At 59.8% G+C, this 19,922-nt stretch carries 16 protein-coding genes and 3 tRNA genes; 13 read left to right on the forward strand and 6 right to left on the reverse strand.

Annotated features, from left to right (window positions below; genetic code table 11):
• A tRNA-Thr gene (locus tag ACILSR_RS17675) sits at positions 1–75 on the reverse strand.
• 186 nt (positions 76–261) lie between these two features.
• On the opposite strand from ACILSR_RS17675, the gene ACILSR_RS17680 reads away from it, so the two are divergent.
• The 9 genes from ACILSR_RS17680 to ACILSR_RS17720 all read left to right on the forward strand — a co-directional run bounded on the left by ACILSR_RS17680 (position 262) and on the right by ACILSR_RS17720 (position 8,542).
• Positions 262–468 (forward strand): hypothetical protein, encoded by a 207-nt coding sequence (locus tag ACILSR_RS17680; RefSeq protein WP_395751122.1) that lies wholly within the window; start codon positions 262–264, stop codon positions 466–468.
• Positions 469–523: 55 nt separating this feature from the next.
• The gene (locus ACILSR_RS17685; RefSeq protein WP_395751123.1) at positions 524–1,990 is read left to right on the forward strand and encodes a sulfatase; all 1,467 of its coding nucleotides are present in this window, start codon (positions 524–526) and stop codon (positions 1,988–1,990) included.
• A gap of 72 nt (positions 1,991–2,062) precedes the next feature.
• Positions 2,063–2,482, forward strand: coding sequence for an exosortase system-associated protein, TIGR04073 family (locus tag ACILSR_RS17690; protein ID WP_395751124.1), 420 nt, complete (start codon positions 2,063–2,065; stop codon positions 2,480–2,482).
• Positions 2,483–2,578: 96 nt separating this feature from the next.
• Positions 2,579–2,869: an Asp-tRNA(Asn)/Glu-tRNA(Gln) amidotransferase subunit GatC gene (gatC, locus tag ACILSR_RS17695; RefSeq protein ID WP_395751125.1), complete on the forward strand. Its 291-nt coding sequence runs from the start codon at positions 2,579–2,581 to the stop codon at positions 2,867–2,869.
• Positions 2,870–2,910: 41 nt separating this feature from the next.
• The gene (gatA, locus tag ACILSR_RS17700; protein WP_395751126.1) at positions 2,911–4,332 is read left to right on the forward strand and encodes an Asp-tRNA(Asn)/Glu-tRNA(Gln) amidotransferase subunit GatA; all 1,422 of its coding nucleotides are present in this window, start codon (positions 2,911–2,913) and stop codon (positions 4,330–4,332) included.
• A 108-nt stretch (positions 4,333–4,440) separates the two neighbouring features.
• Positions 4,441–4,517: transfer RNA gene (locus ACILSR_RS17705), tRNA-Arg, on the forward strand.
• 298 nt (positions 4,518–4,815) lie between these two features.
• Entirely contained in the window at positions 4,816–6,339 is a 1,524-nt protein-coding gene (locus ACILSR_RS17710; protein WP_395751127.1) for a DegQ family serine endoprotease, read from the forward strand.
• A gap of 138 nt (positions 6,340–6,477) precedes the next feature.
• Complete coding sequence (locus ACILSR_RS17715) at positions 6,478–7,152, forward strand: response regulator transcription factor (protein ID WP_395751128.1); 675 nt, start codon at positions 6,478–6,480, stop codon at positions 7,150–7,152.
• Entirely contained in the window at positions 7,133–8,542 is a 1,410-nt protein-coding gene (locus ACILSR_RS17720) for a sensor histidine kinase (protein ID WP_395751129.1), read from the forward strand. Before ACILSR_RS17715 ends, ACILSR_RS17720 begins: the two co-directional genes overlap by 20 nt.
• Here ACILSR_RS17720 and ACILSR_RS17725 read toward each other — a convergent pair.
• Positions 8,539–9,075, reverse strand: a complete 537-nt coding sequence (locus ACILSR_RS17725; RefSeq protein WP_395751130.1) for an MOSC domain-containing protein — start codon at positions 9,073–9,075, stop codon at positions 8,539–8,541. The two genes, ACILSR_RS17720 and ACILSR_RS17725, sit on opposite strands and share 4 nt — an antisense overlap.
• A 75-nt stretch (positions 9,076–9,150) precedes the next feature.
• Here ACILSR_RS17725 and ACILSR_RS17730 point away from each other — a divergent pair, with 75 nt between their 5' ends.
• The gene (locus tag ACILSR_RS17730; RefSeq protein ID WP_395751131.1) at positions 9,151–10,929 is read left to right on the forward strand and encodes an FAD/NAD(P)-binding protein; all 1,779 of its coding nucleotides are present in this window, start codon (positions 9,151–9,153) and stop codon (positions 10,927–10,929) included.
• A 241-nt stretch (positions 10,930–11,170) separates the two neighbouring features.
• On the opposite strand, the gene ACILSR_RS17735 is transcribed toward ACILSR_RS17730, so the two are convergent.
• The 3 genes from ACILSR_RS17735 to ACILSR_RS17745 all read right to left on the reverse strand — a co-directional run bounded on the left by ACILSR_RS17735 (position 11,171) and on the right by ACILSR_RS17745 (position 14,376).
• Positions 11,171–13,264 carry a catalase gene (locus ACILSR_RS17735; RefSeq protein ID WP_395751132.1) on the reverse strand — a complete coding sequence of 698 codons (2,094 nt, stop codon included), beginning with the start codon at positions 13,262–13,264 and terminating at the stop codon, positions 11,171–11,173.
• 253 nt (positions 13,265–13,517) lie between these two features.
• Positions 13,518–13,592 (reverse strand) — tRNA-Val (locus ACILSR_RS17740).
• 64 nt (positions 13,593–13,656) lie between these two features.
• The gene (locus ACILSR_RS17745; RefSeq protein WP_395751133.1) at positions 13,657–14,376 is read right to left on the reverse strand and encodes a VC0807 family protein; all 720 of its coding nucleotides are present in this window, start codon (positions 14,374–14,376) and stop codon (positions 13,657–13,659) included.
• Between the two features lie 137 nt (positions 14,377–14,513).
• Here ACILSR_RS17745 and nadA point away from each other — a divergent pair, with 137 nt between their 5' ends.
• Genes nadA through ACILSR_RS17760 form a run of 3 tightly spaced genes read left to right on the forward strand, consistent with a single transcriptional unit; the run spans position 14,514 to position 18,535 of the window.
• Complete coding sequence (gene nadA, locus ACILSR_RS17750; protein WP_395751134.1) at positions 14,514–15,455, forward strand: quinolinate synthase NadA; 942 nt, start codon at positions 14,514–14,516, stop codon at positions 15,453–15,455.
• A 25-nt stretch (positions 15,456–15,480) separates the two neighbouring features.
• The gene (locus ACILSR_RS17755) at positions 15,481–17,163 is read left to right on the forward strand and encodes an Hsp70 family protein (protein ID WP_395751135.1); all 1,683 of its coding nucleotides are present in this window, start codon (positions 15,481–15,483) and stop codon (positions 17,161–17,163) included.
• Positions 17,156–18,535, forward strand: coding sequence for a hypothetical protein (locus ACILSR_RS17760; RefSeq protein WP_395751136.1), 1,380 nt, complete (start codon positions 17,156–17,158; stop codon positions 18,533–18,535). The genes ACILSR_RS17755 and ACILSR_RS17760 overlap by 8 nt, the downstream gene beginning before the upstream one ends.
• Before the next feature lie 89 nt (positions 18,536–18,624).
• On the opposite strand, the gene ACILSR_RS17765 is transcribed toward ACILSR_RS17760, so the two are convergent.
• Positions 18,625–19,881, reverse strand: a complete 1,257-nt coding sequence (locus tag ACILSR_RS17765) for a hypothetical protein (protein ID WP_395751137.1) — start codon at positions 19,879–19,881, stop codon at positions 18,625–18,627.
• Positions 19,882–19,922: the final 41 nt, after the last annotated feature.

A 19,922-nucleotide genomic window follows, 5' to 3' on the forward strand; every position in this document is an offset into this window, starting at 1 on the left:
TGGAGCCGAAGGCGGGATTTGAACCCGCGACCCTCGCATTACGAATGCGATGCTCTACCACTGAGCTACTCCGGCTTGGACGTGTGACTTTAAGTCGCTCATTATATAAAGGGTGGAAAGACCTTGTCATTTGCTTTCTTTTGCAGTCCGAAAAAATCCGCTGTCTCGTCCTCGACGGCCCTCCAGCCAGCCCTTCCATTTGCCACATAGCTCGCCACCTCTGGCTTGAACCGGCCTCAAACTCATATAGTTATACACCCGATGACCAGCTCCCATCTGCCTGCCCTGCCCGGAACTCCCTATGGCGAATTTTTGGCCGAACAGGAGGAAATTCAGCGGCTCAAATGGCTCGTCAGCGAGCAGGAGGGGCATGATATCGGCTTCGAGTTTGCTCTCAATGAATGGGCGCGTAACCATCGTGCGGAATGGCGCAGGATGCGGAACAAGCTTCAGCGCACGACCGCCTAGTTTTTGGCTCCTTTCAGGGTAATTAAGAGGTTGGATCTCGCGTTAATGGCGGGCCATGACCTTCCGTACCGCTGCCCTCGGGGCTCTTGTTCTTCTGACCACTGCACTGGCGCACGCCACAAACCATACCCGTGTCCTTTTTATCATGGCGGACGATTTGCGTCCCGAGCTCGGTTGCTATGGCTCCGCAGCAGTCACTCCTCATTTGGATGCCTTGGCCAGAAGCGGAACGCTTTTCCGCCGGGCCTATTGCCAGCAGGCGGTTTGCAATCCCTCCCGCTCCTCCATGCTCACCGGTCTTCGCCCCGGGACACTGGGCCTGTATGTGAACGGCACCCATTTCCGGGAGTTAAAACCAGACGTGCTCACCCTGCCGCTCTGGATGAAGCAGCATGGTTACACCACCCGCTGCGTGGGCAAAATCTTCCACAACTGGCACACGAAAGAGCATGGCGATCCCCGCTCGTGGAGCGCCCCGGAATTTCTGCACTATGCCAACCACGGCGATGACGTCCCTCAGGTAACCGGGACGCTGCCTCCCAACTTTGCAAGCCTCTCCGGCAATCTGCGCCAATATGGCAAAGTGCCCCTGTGTGAATGCCGCGAGGTGCCGGACGAGGCCTATTATGATGGTCGGGTGGCGGCTGAAGCCGTGCGTGTCCTCGGCGAGGTCAAAGATCAGCCCTTTTTTCTCGCGGTCGGCTTCTGGAAACCCCACGCTCCCTTCAATGCTCCCAAAAAGTACTGGGACCTCTATCAGCGGGATAAACTGCCTGCCTATAACCCCGCGAGACCCGCAGCCGCCCCTGAAATAGCATTCCACCAGAGCACGGAGATTTTGGGACCCGTCGAAAATCAGAAGCAGCCCACAGCCGAGCAGGCAGCGGAAATGAGGCATGGTTATTATGCCGGCATCAGTTATCTGGATGCCCAACTGGGAAAGGTGATCGCCGCTCTGGAACACCATGGCCTGCGGGACTCCACCCTCATCGTGTTCTCTGGCGATCACGGTTACCACATTGGCGAACATGGTCTCTGGGCCAAGACTACAAACTTCGAACTCGACGCCCGCGTGCCGCTCATCATCGCCCCGCCGAAGGCAAAACAAGCTGGAACCAGCACGGATGCCTTGGTCGAGATGCTGGACCTCTTTCCGACCGTCACCGCTCTATGTGGGCTCCCTGACGCCCCCGGCATGGAGGGGGTGAGCCTTGTGCCCGTTTTGAAGGATCCCAAATCCACGGTCAAAGAGGCCGCCTACACCCAGCACCCTCGTCCGCCTTATCCTGACCGCTCTCCTCGTGCCAAGCCGGAGGTCATGGGGGTGAGCGTTCGGACTCCAACGCTCCGCTACACCGAGTGGCGCGATTTCGAAAGCGGCAGTGTCGTGGCCAGCGAGCTTTATGATCACAGCCGTGAAGACCCAGAAATGAACAACACGGTGGCACATCCCGTCTCTGCTGTGGCACTGGAGCAGGCTCGCCAGCTCCTGTACCGCCAGTTTCCACCCCAGCAGCGATGAAATGAGGGTGGCAAAAAACGCAATTAATGGTTGCCAAACACCGCCAAATTTTGTTAATCATCATTAAGTCGCATGAAAAACCGTTTTCTACTCCTCGCTTTCACCCTCTGTGCCGTTTCCAGCATCGCCTATGGAGACATCCAGTCCCCTGCCGGGCATCATTTCACCTGGAGCCGGAAGCTTAGCCGTGGTGTGGGCAACGTTCTTTTCGGCTGGTTCGAGTATCCGGCCGTCTGGCGCAAGACCAATGAGTCCGACGGCTCCATCGCCGCTGCTTCTGATTTCATCGTGGAAGGCACGAAGCGCACCTTGGTGAGAGCTGGCTACGGTCTCTATGAGATCGCCACCTTCCCGATTCCGAGCTGGAAGCGCACCTACCGCCCACCTTATCATCACAAGGAAAACGTGGACACCTGGTGGGGCTACACCCAGTTCCCGCCGGAAGTGGGGTTCCGTTCCGAAGTTCCTTATTCTTCCTACCAGGGCTGGTAGGGGCAATCAGATAACTTTTCCGAGGCACAGACTGCTAGCAGTCTGTGCCTTTTGTTTGCAATCCATGGCTCCTGCTGCCAAGAGGGGCGGTTTATCATGCCTGAATCTCATCAGATCGACATCAACCATGTGGCCAAGCTGGCTCGTCTCTCTCTCGACGCAGAGGAAGCCGCGCGTTATGCCTCCCAGCTTGACGGCATCCTGACTTACATCGACACCCTGACCCGCTACGATCTGGACGGGGTGGAGCCGACCGCCCACGCCATCCCCGTCTATGACGTGTTGCGTTCAGACATTCCCCGGCCGGGCTTTACCCAGGAGCAGGCGCTGTCCAACGCCCCCAAACGCGTCGCTGATCAGATCCAGATCCCGCAGGTCATCGAGTAACGGCCCGTCTCTTTTCTCTCTTTTTTCCGCCTTTCCCCACTATGCTTGCCTCCTCCACCATTGCAGCCTTGCGCAAAGGCATCACTGCAGGTGAAATCACGCCACGAGACATTGTTTTGGATGTCGCAAAGTCCATCGAATCGCGCAATGCAGAGATCGGTGCCTACTTGTCCTGGGATGTCGAATCCGCCCTTGCGGAAGCTGACCGCGCAGACATCTCCAAGCCTCTGGGTGGCGTTCCCATCGCGGTGAAGGACAACATGAACGTGACCGGTCAGCCCTGTACCTGCGGTTCACGCATTCTCGCTGAAAATTACTCCTCCCCCTATGATGCGGGCGCCATTCGGCAGCTGCGCGCCGGCGGCGCCATCCCGTTTGGCCGACTGAACATGGACGAATTTGCCATGGGCTCCAGCACTGAGAACTCCGCCCTCGGCATCACCCGCAATCCGCGCGATCTCTCGCGCGTGCCCGGTGGCTCCAGTGGTGGCAGCGCCGCCGCGGTGGCAGGAGACCTCGCAGTCGCAGCCCTTGGCTCAGACACAGGCGGGTCCATCCGGCAGCCTGCCGCCCTGTGCGGTTGTGTCGGCATCAAGCCCACCTATGGCCGCGTCTCCCGCTTTGGACTGGTCGCGTTCGCTTCATCGCTTGATCAGATCGGACCCGTCACCAAAACGGTGGAAGATTCCGCTCTGCTGCTGAACCACCTTTGCGGTCATGATGCTCTCGACTCCACCTCATTGAACGTAGAAGTGCCGGATTTCACGGCGACTCTGGGGCGCGACATCAAAGGTCTGCGCATCGGACTGCCAAAGGAGTATTACATCGACGGCATCCATGCCGGAGTTTCCGCCAGCGTGCAGGCCGCTATTCGTCAGTTGGAATCTTTGGGTGCCATCGTCGAAGAAATCAGCCTGCCTCACACTGAACTCGGAGTGGCAACCTACTACGTGCTCGCTCCTGCGGAGGCCTCCGCCAATCTCGCCCGCTTTGACGGTGTGCGCTATGGGCACCGCAGCAGTGCCGCCGTCAATTTGATGGATCAGTACACGCGCTCCCGTTCCGAAGGCTTCGGACCTGAAGTGAAACGACGCATCCTGCTGGGCACCTACATGCTCAGCTCCGGCTACTACGATGCCTATTATATCCGCGCACAAAAGGCGCGTACGCTGATTCGCAACGACTTCACCGAGGCCTTCAAGCAGGTGGACGTCATCGTCTCTCCCACCAGCCCCACCCCTGCCCACAAACTTGGCGAGCTTAAAGACAACCCGCTCGCCGCTTATCTGGAAGACGTGTTCACCATTCCGGTGAATCTCGCGGGTTTGCCCGGCATCAGTTTGCCTTGTGGCAGTGTGGAAGTGGAGGGCAAGGCTCTCCCCGTAGGCTTGCAGATCGTCGGCAAAGCTTTGGATGAAGCCACTGTTCTCCGCGTCGCGCACGCCTACGAGCAGTCACGCTGAAGTCTGCGGAAAGAATTGAATAAAATGTGTCGGAGTGATTGACAAAGGAGTGCACTGGTCTATTCTCGCTGCCCGCTGTTTCCCAGCAGCGGCTGAAGAAGTCTCAACGCACCCGTAGCTCAACGGATTAGAGCATCTGACTACGGATCAGAAGGTTTCAGGTTCGAATCCTGACGGGTGCGCCACTCATAACAAGTGAGGTTCAACAGCTTCTTTTCTTGAGCGAATCTTAGCGCGAGAATTTTTGTTCATCTCCCTGGGTATGTTCAGCGACGCTTGCGCCTCGCGGGCTTAACCGGGCGGAATCTTCGCTCACCCTGCCATGCAACAAACACAGGAGATGGAGCGTCGCTACATGGGGACATAAAGGTCCGAACCTTACACGCTTGTAATGTTCCAGTAACGTAAAAGCCATGCCCCGGGTGCTTTCATTGCGGTGGAAATCAATCCACCTCAAACAATCAAATGAACCCAACAACACCCATGAAAACTTCATCCTCCCACACGTCGATCTGGAAGCGCACGGCCGTGCTTGGCTCCGTGTGCGTCTTGAGCGCCTCGCTGGTGGCTTTTACGGCTGCCAAGGAGGCGTCCCTCGGCAAGGCGGAGCCGCTGCACATCCAGGTCAGCGATGCTCCCCTCTCCACCGCCACCCGGGGCTTCCCCAGCTTCTCGCCCATTGTGAAAGCCGTCGCGCCCAGCGTTGTCAAAATCTCAGTCTCCAGCGAAGCCAAGGTCAGCCAGATGGAGCTGCCGGGCGGCATGGATCTGCGCCGCTTCTTTGGCCCCGGCTTTCAGATGCCGGATGAGCTCCAGCAGCAGCGCGGTCAGCAGCAGCGCCGCATGCCCCGTGAGCAGGGCGTCGGCTCCGGCATCATCGTCACGAAAGACGGCTACATCCTCACCAACAACCATGTGGTGGACAACGCCAGCACGATCAAGGTTGGCCTGACTGATGGACGCGAGTTCAATGGCAAGGTGATTGGCCGCGACCCCAAGACCGACGTCGCCGTCGTGAAGGTCGAAGCCAAAGACCTTCCCGCCATGGCCTTTGCTGACAGCGATAAAATCGAAGTTGGCGACATGGTGCTCGCCATCGGCCACCCATTTGGCATTGGCCAGACGGTGACATCCGGCATCATCAGCGCAAAAGGCCGTGCCACGATGGGGCTCGACTATGAGGACTTCATCCAGACCGACGCTGCCATCAACCCCGGCAACTCCGGCGGTGCCCTCGTGGACGTGGAAGGCCGCCTCATCGGCATGAACACCGCCATCCTCAGCCGCAGCGGAGGCAATCAAGGCGTCGGCTTTGCAGTGCCCACCAACCTGGCCCGCTGGGTGATGGAAAGCATCGTCAACAATGGCCGTGTGGAGCGTGGCTTCCTCGGTGTGAACATCCAGGACATGACTCCTCAGCTGGCTCAGCAGTTCAAGCTGGATGCTGCCAAAGGCGCCCTTGTCTCCGGTGTCACGCCGGACAGCCCTGCTGACAAAGCGGGTGTGAAAAGCGGCGACGTCATCACCGACTTCAATGGCAAGCCCGTCAGTGACAGCCGTCATCTGAAACTGCAGGTGGGCTCCACCGCTCCTGGCGCCGCTGTGCCGATGAATGTGCTGCGCGATGGCAAATCCTTGACCCTGAATGTGACCGTCAAGGTTCTTCCAGGAGACAAGGTGGCCAGCGCCACTCCCGCCGCAGACAATGCGGAAGATGCTCTCCATGGCGTCGGCGTGGCTGACCTCGACAAAGCCACACGTGACCAGCTCAAAGTGCCCTCCAACATCAAAGGCGCTCTCGTCTCCTCCGTGGAGGAAGACTCTGTGGCCTACGATGCCGGACTTCGCGAAGGCGATGTGATCCTCGAGATCAACCGTCAGCCTGTCAAAGATGCCGAGCAGGCCACCGCACTTTGCGCCAAGCCCGAGAGCAAGGTCTCCCTCGTGAAGATCTGGAGCCATGGCGGCACCCGCTTCATCGTCGTGGATGAAAGCAAGGCGGGCTGATTCTGAAGCTCCGCTCCCAACCCGCTCCCGCCACCAGCGCAGGAGCGGGTTTTTTCTTCTGAGCCCGGACGCCGCGCCTTTCTCCCACATTGGACAACTCCGCGCATCACCGCTACCCGTATGAATTCCCAGCCCGCCATGCGCCTATTAGTGATCGAAGATGACAGCAAGATCGCCTCGTTCATCGTGAACGGGCTGAAGCAAAACGGCTTCGGCGTGGATGCCGCCACCGATGGCGAGCAGGGCCTCGATCTTGCCTGCACTGTCAGTTACGACTGCATCGTGCTCGACCTCATGCTGCCAAAGCTGGACGGCCTCTCCCTCCTGCGTCAGCTCCGCAAAGAGAAGGTGCACACCCCGGTGGTCATTCTCAGCGCCAAGGCCACGGTGGACGATCGCGTGAAAGGCCTGCAGGCCGGCGGGGATGATTACCTTACCAAACCTTTTGCCTTTTCTGAACTGCTGGCACGGGTGCAGGCCCTGATCCGTCGCGCCACCCATGTGGTGGAGCCGACCACGCTCACCTCTGCAGGCGTGGTGCTCGACTTGCTCTCGCGCGAAGTCAGACGTGAGGGGCGCAGCATCGAGCTGCAAAGCCGCGAATTCGCGCTCCTGGAGCTTCTCATGCGCACCCCCGGCCGCGTGGTCACCAAAACGATGATTCTTGAGCACGTGTGGGATTACAGCTTCGATCCCCAGACCAATGTGGTGGACGTTTTGGTGCATCGCCTGCGGACCAAGCTCGACAAAGATTTCGAGGTGAAACTCATTCAAACCATTCGCGGAGTCGGTTATGTCTTCAAACCCGCTTAAGCTCTGGTTGCGCAGCTTTGCCGTGCGGCTCACGCTCGGCTATGCAGTGATCTTCACGCTTAGCGCCGTGGTGCTCTTTGGCCTGCTCTACGTTCTGCTGGCCTCGGCGATGGAGCGCAAGGACCGCGAGGTCATCGAGGCGCGGCTGAAGGAATGCGCCGCGGTGTATGCCAGCGGCGGCCTGCCAGCCCTTCGCAATCTGGTCCAGCTCAACAGCACGGACGAAGGCAAATCCAAGTCCTTCTTTGTCCGCGTCACGGGAAATCTGGGCAGCGTGCTTTTTGTCAATGTGCCCAACGACTGGCTGCCGGCAGATGCCAGCTCGCTGCGGCCGCAGACCGATGTCGCAAATCTTGACTGGCTCCGCATCCCTAAAGACGACGAGCGGGATCTTACGGTGGCCACCGCACGCCTGCGGGATGGCTCCATTATCCAGGTGGGCCGCAGTACCAACAGCCGTGAAACGGTGCTGCAGCCCTTCCGACGGAACTTTCTGCTGGTCATGACTCCCACGCTGATCTTTGCAGTGCTGGGCGGCGCCTACTTCGCGCATCGCGCCACGCAGCCCGTGCGGGAGGTGGTGGACACAGCGCGCACCATCTCTGACACCGGGGACTTTTCTGCTCGTGTCGCCGCCCACATGAATCGTACCGAACTCGAGGAACTGGCTACGGAGTTCAACCGCCTGCTCGACAAAAACGAGTCGCTCATCCAGGGCATGCGCCATGCACTGGACAACGTGGCGCACGATCTGCGCACGCCTTTAACGCGCCTGCGCGGCACGGCGGAGGCCGCCGTACAGGCCACGCCGGATCCCTTCGCACGCGAGGCATTGGCGGATTGCGTTGAGGAATCCGACCGCGTGCTCACCATGCTCAAGGCGCTCATGGACATCAGCGAAGCCGAGGCCGGCATGATGAAACTCCACCGTGAGCTCACCTCCATCCCCGCGCTGCTCACGCAGGTGGTGGAGCTTTACGACCTCATCAGCGAAGAAAAGCACATCGCCATCACCACGGAGTTCGCCCCGGAGTGCATGGCCTCTTTGGACCCTACACGCCTGAGCCAGGTCTTCGCCAATCTCCTCGACAACGCTCTCAAATACACACCCGAAGGCGGCACCGTGCATCTGACCTGTCATGCTGCTGACAACATCGTCACCGTCAGCATTCGCGACAACGGCATGGGCATCCCCGCCACCGACCAGCCGCACATCTGGGAGCGCCTGTATCGTGGAGACAAAAGCCGCACCCAGCGCGGCCTGGGCCTGGGCTTGAGCCTAGTCAAAGCCATCGTTGAAGCCCATAGCGGCACGGTGGCGGTGAAGAGCGAGGCAGGGAAGGGGGCGGAATTTGTGATCACCGTGCCGCAGATCCCGCTGCCTGTTTAGGCGCTGCTGCTGCGCAGCATACCCGAAGTGAAGATTTTGGCGCGCAGACCGCCGCGGAAATTCGCTTTGAGATATTCCTCCGCACCGTCTGCGATCACCCGGTCCATCCAGTGGCAGGGTTTGCACTCCTGGCTTCCTTCAAATTCCACGCCCTGCACCAGAAAGCGTTTTCCCAGCAGATCCTTCAGGCTGGCTCCGCGCAGGATCACATTCCGGCGAAAGATGGAGGCGGGAAGTTTGGGCAATTTGAAGAGTTGGCGCACTTCCTCCACCACGTCAGCATCCAGAAAGGTTACTTGTCCCTTATGGCCCGCTTTTTTGTGGATGTAGCGGTCGCCACGCAGACCATACTGCGACATGCACTCCACCTCCGTGACTTCCTGAACACCGTGCTGCAGACGTCCTGCCCCCTGCCGGGTCCAGTAGTCATGACCTGAGGAGATGTAGATGGCCACGACGCTGGCGTGCAGCACGAGCGGAGGCGCCCCGTCCGGTGGGGCCTCCGTTTCGTCCAGGGTGTCGGCCCATTGCATGCCTGATTCATCGCAACGCAACCGCTTGGCGGCCTTTAAGCGATGAAAAGTAGCCGCCCGATTTTTCCATCTCCCATGAACGCAACCGCAACGCTGGCCATTGTTGGCAGTGGTCCCTCCGCCCTTTATCTTCTGAAGGAGATTCTTGCTGAAGTGGACGTGCTCAAATCAAAGTATGGCAGCATCCATATCTTTGAAAAAAGCGGCGTGGTCGGCGTTGGCATGCCCTACAGCCCCGAGACTACGGACAGGTTCAACATGTCCAACATCTCCTCGGAGGAGCTCCCGAAGCTGCCGGTGAGTTTTGCGGACTGGCTGCGGTCTCAATCCTCAGCCGTCCTGCACTCCTTGGGCATCCTGCCGGAGAAGATCAGCGAAGAGGAGGTGTACAGCCGTCTGGCGCTCGGAGAGTATTTCAAGGCCCAGTATCAACTGCTTACGAGCTGGATTATCGAGGCGGGAATCCATGTCACAAACCATGCCGAGTGCGGGGTAACCGACATCAAGGACGATGCCGAAACCGGCCGGGTCATGCTCTTCACCTCGACCCAGGAAGTTTACGAGTGTGACATGGTGGTGATCGCCACAGGACATCAGTGGCCCTCCAAAGACGAGCCAAAATGCGGCTACTACGCCTCGCCATGGCCAATCGGCAAACTGCTCGCCGATGATGGAAGCCAGGCCCTTTTCACGATCGGCACCCTGGGGGCTTCGCTGAGCGCCTTCGATGTAGTCTCCTCCCTCTCCCACCGGCACGGCGACTTTGTCATGGAGGACGGGCGCATGGTCTACAAGCCGCATGCCGGGACAGGGGAGTTTAAAATCGTCATGCATTCTTCGCAGGGCCTGCTTCCCCACCTGCAGTTTGCCCAGGTTCATCCCATGAGGGAGATCTACCGGCATGTCACGTCTGGAGGCATGCGGCAGCTGCTGGACGCAAACGGCTTCCTCCGCATCGAGGTGTATTTCGACCGGGTGTGCCGCCGTGTTTTGCACGCGGCCTTTGAGCATGATGGCATGCCGGAGCTCTCCCGAAAGCTGGAGGATCCCGCATTCAAGTTCGCGGACTTCGTCGAGACGATGACGGACAAGCATGACTACGCGAACGCCTTTGAAGGCATGCGGAAGGAGATGGTGGAGGCAAAACGCGCGGTGAAGCAGCACAAACCCATCCACTGGAAGGAGGCCGTGGATGACCTGATGTACACTTTGAATTACCATGCCGAGCTCATGCCAGCAGAAGATCACCTGCTTCTTCAGGAAAAGGTGATGCCATTTCTCATGAATGTTATTGCGGCCATGCCGCTCCCCTCTGGAAACAGCATCCTGGCGCTCTACGACGCTGGCAAGCTTGAGATGGTTTCCGGCAGGGTGGTGCGGATCCGCAAGCTCACCTCCAAGGGTGTGACCGCTGTCGTCGTGGAGCAGGACGGAAAGGAGAGGATCTGCACCTACCGGATGTTCATCGACTGCAGCGGCCAGAAATCGGTAAACCTCAGGCGCTATCCCTTTCCCAGTCTGGTCCGGACGCGGCGGGTGCGTAGGGCGCAGTCTCCCTTTCTCAAGGCCGGGGAGTGGAAAGAAGTGTCTCCCGAAAAGGAGGCACTTGTAGAGAAAAAACGCGGCCAGTGGTTCTACGAGACCGGTGGCATCGACATCGACGACGCCTATCGAATCATCGGTGCGGATGGCAGGCCCAATCCCCGCATTCATGACATCGCCTTTCCGCATGTCACCGGACACCGCCCCTACTCCTACGGCCTGCAGGCCTGTGCGCACACCAGTGCCAGGGTGGTGCGTTCGTGGGTGGCGGAGCTGAAGGAAAACGAGAGCGATGGCGATTTGAGAAGCTGATTTTCGTCAGACATCCTTATCGACGCCCGGCGGAGGCTTGAGACAAGCCTCCCTACCTCACGCCTGACATGCGCATGCCCTCGGCGAGGTAGGGCGGGCTGTCCCAGCCCGCCGCCGCCGAAGCCCAAACCGCACACAAGCTGGAAACCACGTGGCTGACCGGTGACGCGCCACACGAACGCCTCCAAACAAAAGCGCGCCTCTTCCCTGAGGAATGAGGCGCGCTTCTGATGTCGCTGCTTCAGCCGGGCCTTCTCAGCGTCGGCTCACGCTGCCACAGCCGTCCGTTTTTCGCGGCCTCGATGTAGCGCTTCACAGCCTTGTCATTGGGCAGCGGGATCACACCTTCGTCCGCCTTCACTCCAGCGGCATCCAGCAGAGGCTGGGCTTCGGCTGTGTGGCCCATGATCTTGAGATGGGCGAAGGCGTTGGACACCCAGTCGAGCGGGCCGGCCTGCGCGGCAAGATCCTGCGCGCCAGCTTCAGATGCAAGAATGGCCACCGTGTCAAAAATCACCGAAGGTGCGCCTGAGATGGGCGCGTCTGCTTCGGTGCGGGTGCCCGCTGCATCTGTCACGCCTCCCACTTTTGGGGCCACGATCATGAGGGTGGCTTTCTCCTTGGCGGCGGCTTTTTGCAAAGCGCTCAGCAGGTTGGAATCAAATCCGTCTGTGATGAGGACGCCGATTTTGCGTCCTCGAAGCGTGGCGGGAGCCTTGGCGAGGATGCTCAGGGCAGGGGACGGAGCGAGATCGCGTGGCGCAACTGCGGGCTGGATGGCTTCAGCGTCCTGTTCCATGCCAAGAGCCTCCTTCACACCTGCGTAGAGGTCGGCATCAATGATTGCCAGATGCCCGAGCATGCGCAGGCGGATGGCCTTCGTCTCCACCTTGGCCAGTTCAAAGGAGAACGCGCTGATGATGTGCTGCTGCTCCGTTTCCGTCATGGAGCGGAAGAAAAGACGCGCCTGCGAGTAGTGGTCGGAAAAAGTCTCGGAGCGCTTGCGGATCTTGGTGCCGTCCAGTTCTTCCGGCACGCTGGTAAAGCCGTGCATGGGGCACTCACGTGGCTTGCCCCCGTCAAAGCTGTTCGGTTCATAGTTCACGCGTCCCTTCGGCACCTGCATCTGGCGCAGTCCGTCACGCTGGAAGTTGTGCATCGGGCAGCGTGGCGCATTCACCGGGATCTGGTGGAAGTTGGGCCCTCCAAGGCGTGAGAGCTGCGTGTCCTGATACGAAAACAGCCGTCCCTGAAGCAGTGGGTCATTGGAGAACTCGATCCCCGGCACGATGTTGGAGGGCAGGAAGGCCACCTGCTCAGTCTCGGCAAAGAAGTTGTCCGGGTTGCGGTTGAGCACGAGTTTCCCCACCATCCGCAGAGGAATGATTTCTTCCGGGATGAGTTTGGTGGGATCCAGCACATCAAAATCCAGCGAGGCGGCGGTCTCTTCGTCAAAGACCTGCAGCCCCATCTCCCATTCCGGGAAGTCGCCCTTGGCGATGGCATCCCACAGATCGCGGCGGTGGAAGTCGGGGTCCGCTCCATTGATTTTCACGGCCTCATCCCACAGCACAGACGCGGTACCGAGCTTCGGCCGCCAGTGGAACTTCACGAAGTGTGACTCTCCTTTGGCATTCACCAGCCTGAAGGTATGCACCCCGAAGCCCTCGATCATCCGCAGAGAGCGCGGGATGGCCCGGTCCGACATGGTCCACATGAGCATGTGCATGGTCTCAGGACTCAGGGAGACGAAGTCCCAAAAGTTGACGTGGGCTGAGGCCGCCTGCGGGAAGCCCCGGTCCGGCTCCATTTTCACCGAGTGGACCAGATCCGGAAACTTCATGGCATCCTGAATGAAAAAGACCGGGATGTTATTCCCTACCAGATCGTAATTGCCTTCGCTCGTGTAGAACTTCGTCGCGAATCCCCGCACATCGCGTGGCATGTCTCCCGAGCCCGCTCCGCCGGCGACGGTGGAGAAGCGCACAAACACCTCCGTTTTCACCTTCGGGTCCTGCAGGAATGCCGCCTTGGTGATCTCCGCCAGCGATTCGTAAACCTGGAAGTAGCCGTGAGCACCTGAGCCACGCGCATGCACGATGCGTTCAGGGATGCGCTCATGATCAAAGTGCGTGATCTTTTCCCGCAGGACAAAATCTTCAATGAGGGTCGGTCCGCGGACTCCAGCCTTCAGGGAGTTCTGATTGTCTGAAATGGGCACTCCATGGTTGGTGGTCAGCGCGGCCTTTTTGTCGTCGGTCTGCTGATGTGTCTCGGCAGGGGATGTCGCTGCCGCCTTGGACTTCTTTGACTGGGCTGGGGTACGCGAAGGCATAAAGGTCGTTGGGGTTGAAACGGATTCACTGACCCACGCCTCAGAGAGGACTGTTGGAAGGGCAGTGTTCGGTGATCGCAACCGCGCCGCCCAATGGCCTTAACAATCTTTGTAAACAGGATGGACCTGATTGCGCCCCCGGTGCGTACCTCTGGCTTCGTCGTCAGCCAAAAGATTGATCGCATGGGCTTGAGCCTGCGCATGAAAGCCTTCTTGAGGCCTTTGGGATGTGGACTGAATCTTCTATCGAAGATGGTGCGCGATACAGGGTTCGAACCTGTGACCCCTACCATGTCAAGGTAATGCTCTACCACTGAGCTAATCGCGCGAGTCCGGGGGCGAAGTCTATAAACGGCCCCGGCGGTTTGGGCAAACGGTTTTTAGAAGGGAAATCATCCATTGTTCACCTGCTTGCGCACCGTGGTGCCCTGATTCATCAGATCATCCCGCTCCAGACCGGTGAGCCGGGTGATGGAACGCAGCAGCCATAGCAGCAATGCCAGCGTCACTCCCATGAGCGGGATGCCGATGACCAGGAAGCCGCTCCAGTTCAGCCGGCCGATGGCCTTCGTATACTCCTCGCTGCCGGGGGCTTTGTCTCCGAGCAGGTAGAGGGCGAGCGCGAAGTTCATCGCTGAGGAAAGCAGCATCGTGCCTGCCATGCCCCAGGAGGCTTTTTTGAGCAGCACCGCAAAGCTGTGATGCTTTTCAGGCGTGTTCAGCGCCTGGTGCAGCGCTGGCTGATTGATGATCTGCGGATTGAGCAGCATCTCATTGATCAACGGCTTGCCCCAGCGATGGCTCAGCGGAAAGGCGATGCCGAGGAAAATGGGAAACATGGCCTCCTTGGCCGCAAACCACGTGGCATTCAGATTCCACAGCCCCAGCACTCCAGTGATGATGACGGCCACCAGGCCGAGCACGGAAAAGAAGTTCAGTCCGCGCTTGTTCATGAAGCACCAGATGCCGAACCCCAGCGGCAGCAGCAGCGCCACCACCAGCGCCCACAAAGGGCCGAGCCGCTCGGGAGTGCTAAGTTTCTCCAGCGCAATGGAAGGCAGGATGACTGTGAGAGCGAGGTCGAGGAGCGGGTGGGGCTGTTTTTGGGTCACGTGGGTACTTTGGGCGGAGGTCAAGGAATCGTCAAGACGTGGTCAAGTGTGCAAAGCTCGACTCTTGACCTCCCGACAATGCTTGACTCCTTGACCCTCCCCCCTTGCTTCCTCTTCGCCCTGTTATACACATTTCCATGGTCGCCACCGCAGCCCCCAGCCTTACTGAAGAAATCCTCCGCCTCAAAAAAGAACGCAATGCCGTGATCCTGGCGCACAACTACCAGGACAAAGCCATCCAGGAGATCGCTGACTTTGTGGGAGACTCGCTCGGCCTTGCTTACAAGGCCAAGGAGACCGAGGCGGATGTCATCGTCTTCTGCGGCGTGCATTTCATGGCAGAGACGGCCAAGATCGTGAACCCCGGCAAGATCGTCGTCCTGCCGGACGCCAATGCCGGTTGCTCGCTCGAGCAGAGCTGCCCCGGCCCGCAGCTTGAGTCCTTCCTCAAAGCGAACGCGGCGAAGAACTACTACGTGATCGCCTACATCAACTGCAGCGGCCACGTGAAGGCTTTGAGCGACTGCATCTGCACCAGCGGCAATGCGGACAAGATCGTCGAGGCCGCACCGAAAGACCGCCCCATCCTCTTCGTGCCGGACCAGAACCTCGGCTCCTGGGTCATGGAGCGCACGGGCCGCAAGATGGACCTGTGGAAAGGTGCCTGCTACGTGCACGTGGAGTTTACACGGGACAGCATCCAGCAGATCAAAGACGATCACCCGGACGCCAAAGTAGTGGCTCATCCCGAGTGCACCTATGCCGTTCGGATTCTCGCCGATGAAGTCTGCAGCACGGAAAAAATGGTCGGTTACTGCCGTAACAGCCCTGCCAGCACCTTCATCATCGTCACGGAAAGCGGCATGCTGCACCGCCTGGAGCGCGAGGTTCCCGGGAAAAAATTCATTCCCGGCCCCACCGGCCACTGCGCCTGCGCCGACTGCCGCTACATGAAACTCAACACTCTGCAAAAACTGCACGACTGCCTGCGCGATCTCTCGCCCCGCGTGGAGATGGACGAAGACTTGCGCAAAAGGGCGGAGAAGCCCATCCTGCGCATGCTCGAGCTGAGCCGGTAGGAAAAAGGGAACCACCTCACTCGCGATGATTGGAATTGATCTGGGCACCACGAACAGCCTCGTTGCCATCTTGAGCAATGGGCAGCCGGTGACTTTGAAAAATGAACTTGGCGAGGACCTGATTCCCTCTGTCGTCGCAGTTGCGGAAGATGGCGCATTGCTCGTGGGGCGTGCAGCCAAGGACCGCCTGATCACGTGTCCAACTGCAGGCCAGGCCTGCTTTAAGCGGGACATGGGAACCGACACGACCTACGAGTTTGGTGGTCGCAAATGGTCGCCGGTGGAATGCTCCGCGCTCGTGCTGCGCGAACTTAAGCGCATTGCGGAAGTGCAGCTGAAAACCACAGTGGATTCTGCGGTGATCACCGTGCCTGCTTATTTCCATGATCAGCAGCGCCAGGCCACGGTGGATGCTGCGGCCATTGCCGGACTCAAAGTTTTGCGCCTGCTCAATGAGCCCACCTCGGCCGCGCTCGCCTACGGCTACCGTGCGGCGGATGACTTGAGCACTCTGCTCGTATTTGATCTGGGCGGCGGCACCTTTGACGTCACGCTGCTCGAATCCTTCGAAGGCGTCGTGGAGGTCAAAGCGTCCTCCGGAGAGAGCCGCCTCGGGGGCGAGGATTACACGGAAGCCTTCGCCCAGTGGATCGAACGCGAGTTCAACTGGAACCCTCCCGCGGCAGATGCCCTGCGCTGGCGGGAGCGCGTGGAATCGCTCAAGCGCGTGCTTTCAAAACAGGCCAGCACCACGATTTCGCTGCATGGCAAGGATGCCCCGATCACCCGGGACGATTTCATCACCGCCACAGCGCCCATTACCGCGCGCCTGCGGCCCGTGGTGCGGCGCGCCATGCGGGATGCCGGACTCACCCCGAAGCAGATCGATGCCGTGCTGATGGTGGGTGGTGCCAGCCGCATGCCTGTCGTTTTTGATGACCTGTGGGATCTCCTCGGCATGGAGCCGTCCCGCACGCTGGATCCGGATCGTGTCGTGGCGCTCGGCGCGGCTGTGCAGCAGGCCCTGGTGGCGGGAGATGCCGCCGTAAAGGATCTCGTGCTCACGGATGTCTGCCCTCACACACTGGGCATTGAGACCACCAAGGAACTCATGCGCGGCCATCGCGAGCATGGCTTCTTCGCGCCCATCATCGAGCGCAACACCATGGTGCCCTGCAGCCGCAGTGAAATCTTCAGCACGCTCTCTCCGGAGCAGGATGAACTGGCCATTCAGGTTTACCAGGGAGAGAGCCGCCTCGTCAAAGACAACCGCAACATCGGCAAGCTCCACATCCAGGGGCTGCGCGCTCGCCCAGGTCAGAAATACCCCGGCCAGGTGGATGTGCGCTTCAGCTATGACATGAACGGTATCCTCGAAGTCGAAGTGACCATCAAAGAGACGGGCAAGAAGGTGAGCAAAGTGATCGAGCAGCGTCCAGGCACCCTCAGCGCCGAGCAGATCGCCGAGGCCTTGCGCATGCTGCAGCCGCTGAAGACGAATCCCGCGGACCGGCCTGAAAATCGTGCACGCATCGAGCGGGCGAACCGGCTCTACGCCGACCTCTCCGGTGAAATGCGTCGTTCCTTGGAAGGATTCATCGAGGCCTTTGAGGCGGCGCTCATCAGTCAGGAGCGTGAGCGTATCGCAGAGGCGGCTGAGGATCTGGACCGGTTCATGGCACCCTTTTTCCGCGACACCGATGGCTGATCCTTGGAGAGTTCTGGGGCTGGCGCCCGAATCTGCGGATGAAAAGCAGGTGCGCTCCGCTTATGCCCGGTTGCTGAAGGTTCATCGTCCTGACCAGGACCCGGAGGGTTTCCAGCAGCTTCGCTCCGCTTATCAATTCGCGCTCGACTGGCTGAAGCACCGCGCCGCGCCCGAACCCGAAGAATGGGCCGACGATTTCCTCGTGGAGGATGAGGTCGAAGAGGACGTCTCCGAAAAAGCGTCTCCTCCTCCGGTGGTCCCACCTGCGCGCAATACGCCGCCGCCGCTGCCTTCTTCCTGGGCACCGGGCGCCGTCCCCGTGCTGCCGCACCGCGTGGAGCAGGAGCCGAGTGCAAAGCCGGAACCCGAGGGCCGCCCCGAGCGCAACTGGCCACGTGAATGGTCCTACTCGCTCGTATCTCTCGATCGCGCCTTGCAGGGCACGGAGCAAGATTTGCCGGGCGTTTCCTCGGCCCTCAAAGCCCTCGCCTCTGACGTGGTGGAGTATGGCATTCCTCCGTTCGCCTTGGAGGCCATTCTGGACGATGCGTTTCACGCCAAAGCCGCGCTGTTTGGCTCCACCACTCCCGCAATCATCATCGCTCTGCTGCTGCAGGGCGATCGCATGACGTTCCTGACTCGAGTCCTTGATGCCATGGAGCAGGCGGGAAACCAGATGAACATGGCGGTTTTTGCCCAGCGGCTTGATGACTGCCTGCCCGAAGGATTGTCCCCGCGCACGACAGATCTCTATTTCCGTGCGGCCACGCTGGCGGCTTTGCACAAGCCCTTCATCGCCCAGTCCATCGCGCGCAAGTTGAGCCGCTCGCTGGAGGCTTCAGCAAACTCCGCAAAGTTTGACCAGCTCCACGCCGCCATCACGAGAGGAATGGCCTTGCGCGATCTGACGCCCCTCCACCGAAGCTTTTGGTCGCGCCAGCTGAATCATCCTGACGCACCATGTGACTGGCAGGCCAGCGTGCCCCAGCAAGCTCTGGAGGCCGTGGTGCTTCTCGGCAGGCAATGGCCCGGCAGCATGCTGGTGCAGGGCGTTGTTCCTGCGGACGTTTGGAAAGCCGCATGGAAAGGCCGCCTGCTCCGCATCACCCTGTCCAGGGCGTCCAAGGTCTTGCATCCGCGCAACCTCACCGTCACGGGCTTCGCAGTGCTCGGCGGTGGGATGCTGATTTTTGGGGCACATCTGTTCACGGCGATCTCTCCGGTTCCCAAGTCCAATCCCTCCCGGCCGGCCAAGGTCGAGCTGTCTCCAGGAGAACGCCAGCGTCAGGAAGAGTTCCGCAAGCACCTGCTGGAACTGAAGGCGAAATACGAAAAGCAGCAGCAGGAGAAAGATCGCACAAACGCCCGATGATCAGCCTCCGGAAGTGATGCGGGCACTCCTGCCCGCAAATGAGAGCGCTCCGCTGCGGGCAAGAGTGCCCGCATCACTTTTCAATCACCTCACCGCCACCACGCCGGCAGATCCGTCATCGTGTCCTTGAGGATGCTGCGAATGGCCACCCGCTCCGCCGAGGCGAGGTGGGCATGCTGCGCATCGGGCGCTTCACGCAGGTAGAGCGCCATGTGGTAATAGACGCGTTCTTTGAGCTCCTTCGGCGCATGCTTCCAGGTGTCCGTGTAGATCATGTAGCTGCAGCGGTGCTTGAACATGCGGGTCTTCAAATCCAGATCCTTCAGCGAGAGGCCTGCTTTGGAGGTCTTGCGGTCGCGCAAGAAGTCCCGCACGTAGGCGGGATCTCCCACCATCCCTTTGGCGGGAAATCTCGCCTCATCGGCAAACATGATGTAGCGCGCCAGTTCCTGCGCACGCTCTTCGAGCTCAGCTTTCGCCGCCGCGCCCAGAATGCCCTTGCCTTCAAACTTCAGCTGCCGCGTGGTGTAAATGGCATAGACCAGCCGGTTCTCGAAACCCATCTGATGTTCGTTCGTCAGATTCGGCAGGATGTCGCTCGTGGGCAGCAGATGCAGGCTGAGGTCTGAATACTCGCCGGGATTCACGGAGACGATCTGGTTCTTCCCAGCATTCGGGATGCCCATCACGTTGGCACGATTTTGCGTGAGATTGTGCTCGCCGGTGAGGTGCCAGCCACCGAAACGATCTTCCAGAGGGATCTGGTGTCCCTGCACATCCCGGCGGTAAGTCTCCAGGCTGGACCCCGCGCGCGAGACCAGCAAGGATTCCGCGATCAAACCGGGCAGCCGGCGCGTCGCATTGCCTGCGTGGCAGTTCATGCACTTGGTGGAGCGCACCACGTCCGGCACCGGGCCGCCCGGACGCATGCGGTTGAATACGTAAAACATCGGCCCCATCTCAGGATCTGCGGCGATGATCTCGACCAGTCCGCCCGGCACCCAGCCGAGGTAGGTATCCTCATTGAAGTAGAGCGCACGGGGATTGCGCGGATTGATGATCTCGCTTTGCAGCGAACTCGCGGAGAACACCAGGATCTGCGAGCTGATGGGGATGTTCAGCGCCTCCAGCAGGCTGGTCAGGAAGGCCTTGTCACTGGTCGTGTCCAGCTTCACCTCCCCCTTCTGCGCCCGCTCCTGCATTTCGGCAAAGCGGTCTTTCGGCTTCCATTCGAGGTAGGAATGCGGCGGCCCTTTGAAATCAATGACCCGTGCAGGTTTCGTCTCCACAGCCTGGGCGGCGGAGATCAACAAAAACAGCAGTATCGACAGGGATCGGGAACGCATCGTGCTCTATACGCTTGCCAAGTTACCCAAATCGCATCACA

Source organism: Prosthecobacter sp. (assembly GCF_044222565.1).
Classification (GTDB): domain Bacteria; phylum Verrucomicrobiota; class Verrucomicrobiia; order Verrucomicrobiales; family Verrucomicrobiaceae; genus Prosthecobacter.

Excerpts from the sequence above, each read along its gene's own strand:
- ACILSR_RS17755 (WP_395751135.1), top strand. The coding sequence starts at position 15,481 with ATGATTGGAATTGATCTGGGCACCACGAACAGCCTCGTTGCCATCTTG.
- ACILSR_RS17735 (WP_395751132.1), bottom strand. The coding sequence starts at position 13,264 with ATGCCTTCGCGTACCCCAGCCCAGTCAAAGAAGTCCAAGGCGGCAGCG.
- ACILSR_RS17710 (WP_395751127.1), top strand. The coding sequence starts at position 4,816 with ATGAAAACTTCATCCTCCCACACGTCGATCTGGAAGCGCACGGCCGTG.
- ACILSR_RS17685 (WP_395751123.1), top strand. The coding sequence starts at position 524 with ATGACCTTCCGTACCGCTGCCCTCGGGGCTCTTGTTCTTCTGACCACT.
- nadA (WP_395751134.1), top strand. The coding sequence starts at position 14,514 with ATGGTCGCCACCGCAGCCCCCAGCCTTACTGAAGAAATCCTCCGCCTC.
- ACILSR_RS17760 (WP_395751136.1), top strand. The coding sequence starts at position 17,156 with ATGGCTGATCCTTGGAGAGTTCTGGGGCTGGCGCCCGAATCTGCGGAT.
- ACILSR_RS17720 (WP_395751129.1), top strand. The coding sequence starts at position 7,133 with ATGTCTTCAAACCCGCTTAAGCTCTGGTTGCGCAGCTTTGCCGTGCGG.
- gatA (WP_395751126.1), top strand. The coding sequence starts at position 2,911 with ATGCTTGCCTCCTCCACCATTGCAGCCTTGCGCAAAGGCATCACTGCA.
- ACILSR_RS17765 (WP_395751137.1), bottom strand. The coding sequence starts at position 19,881 with ATGCGTTCCCGATCCCTGTCGATACTGCTGTTTTTGTTGATCTCCGCC.
- ACILSR_RS17690 (WP_395751124.1), top strand. The coding sequence starts at position 2,063 with ATGAAAAACCGTTTTCTACTCCTCGCTTTCACCCTCTGTGCCGTTTCC.
- ACILSR_RS17730 (WP_395751131.1), top strand. The coding sequence starts at position 9,151 with ATGAACGCAACCGCAACGCTGGCCATTGTTGGCAGTGGTCCCTCCGCC.
- ACILSR_RS17680 (WP_395751122.1), top strand. The coding sequence starts at position 262 with ATGACCAGCTCCCATCTGCCTGCCCTGCCCGGAACTCCCTATGGCGAA.
- ACILSR_RS17715 (WP_395751128.1), top strand. The coding sequence starts at position 6,478 with ATGCGCCTATTAGTGATCGAAGATGACAGCAAGATCGCCTCGTTCATC.
- ACILSR_RS17725 (WP_395751130.1), bottom strand. The coding sequence starts at position 9,075 with ATGCAATGGGCCGACACCCTGGACGAAACGGAGGCCCCACCGGACGGG.
- gatC (WP_395751125.1), top strand. The coding sequence starts at position 2,579 with ATGCCTGAATCTCATCAGATCGACATCAACCATGTGGCCAAGCTGGCT.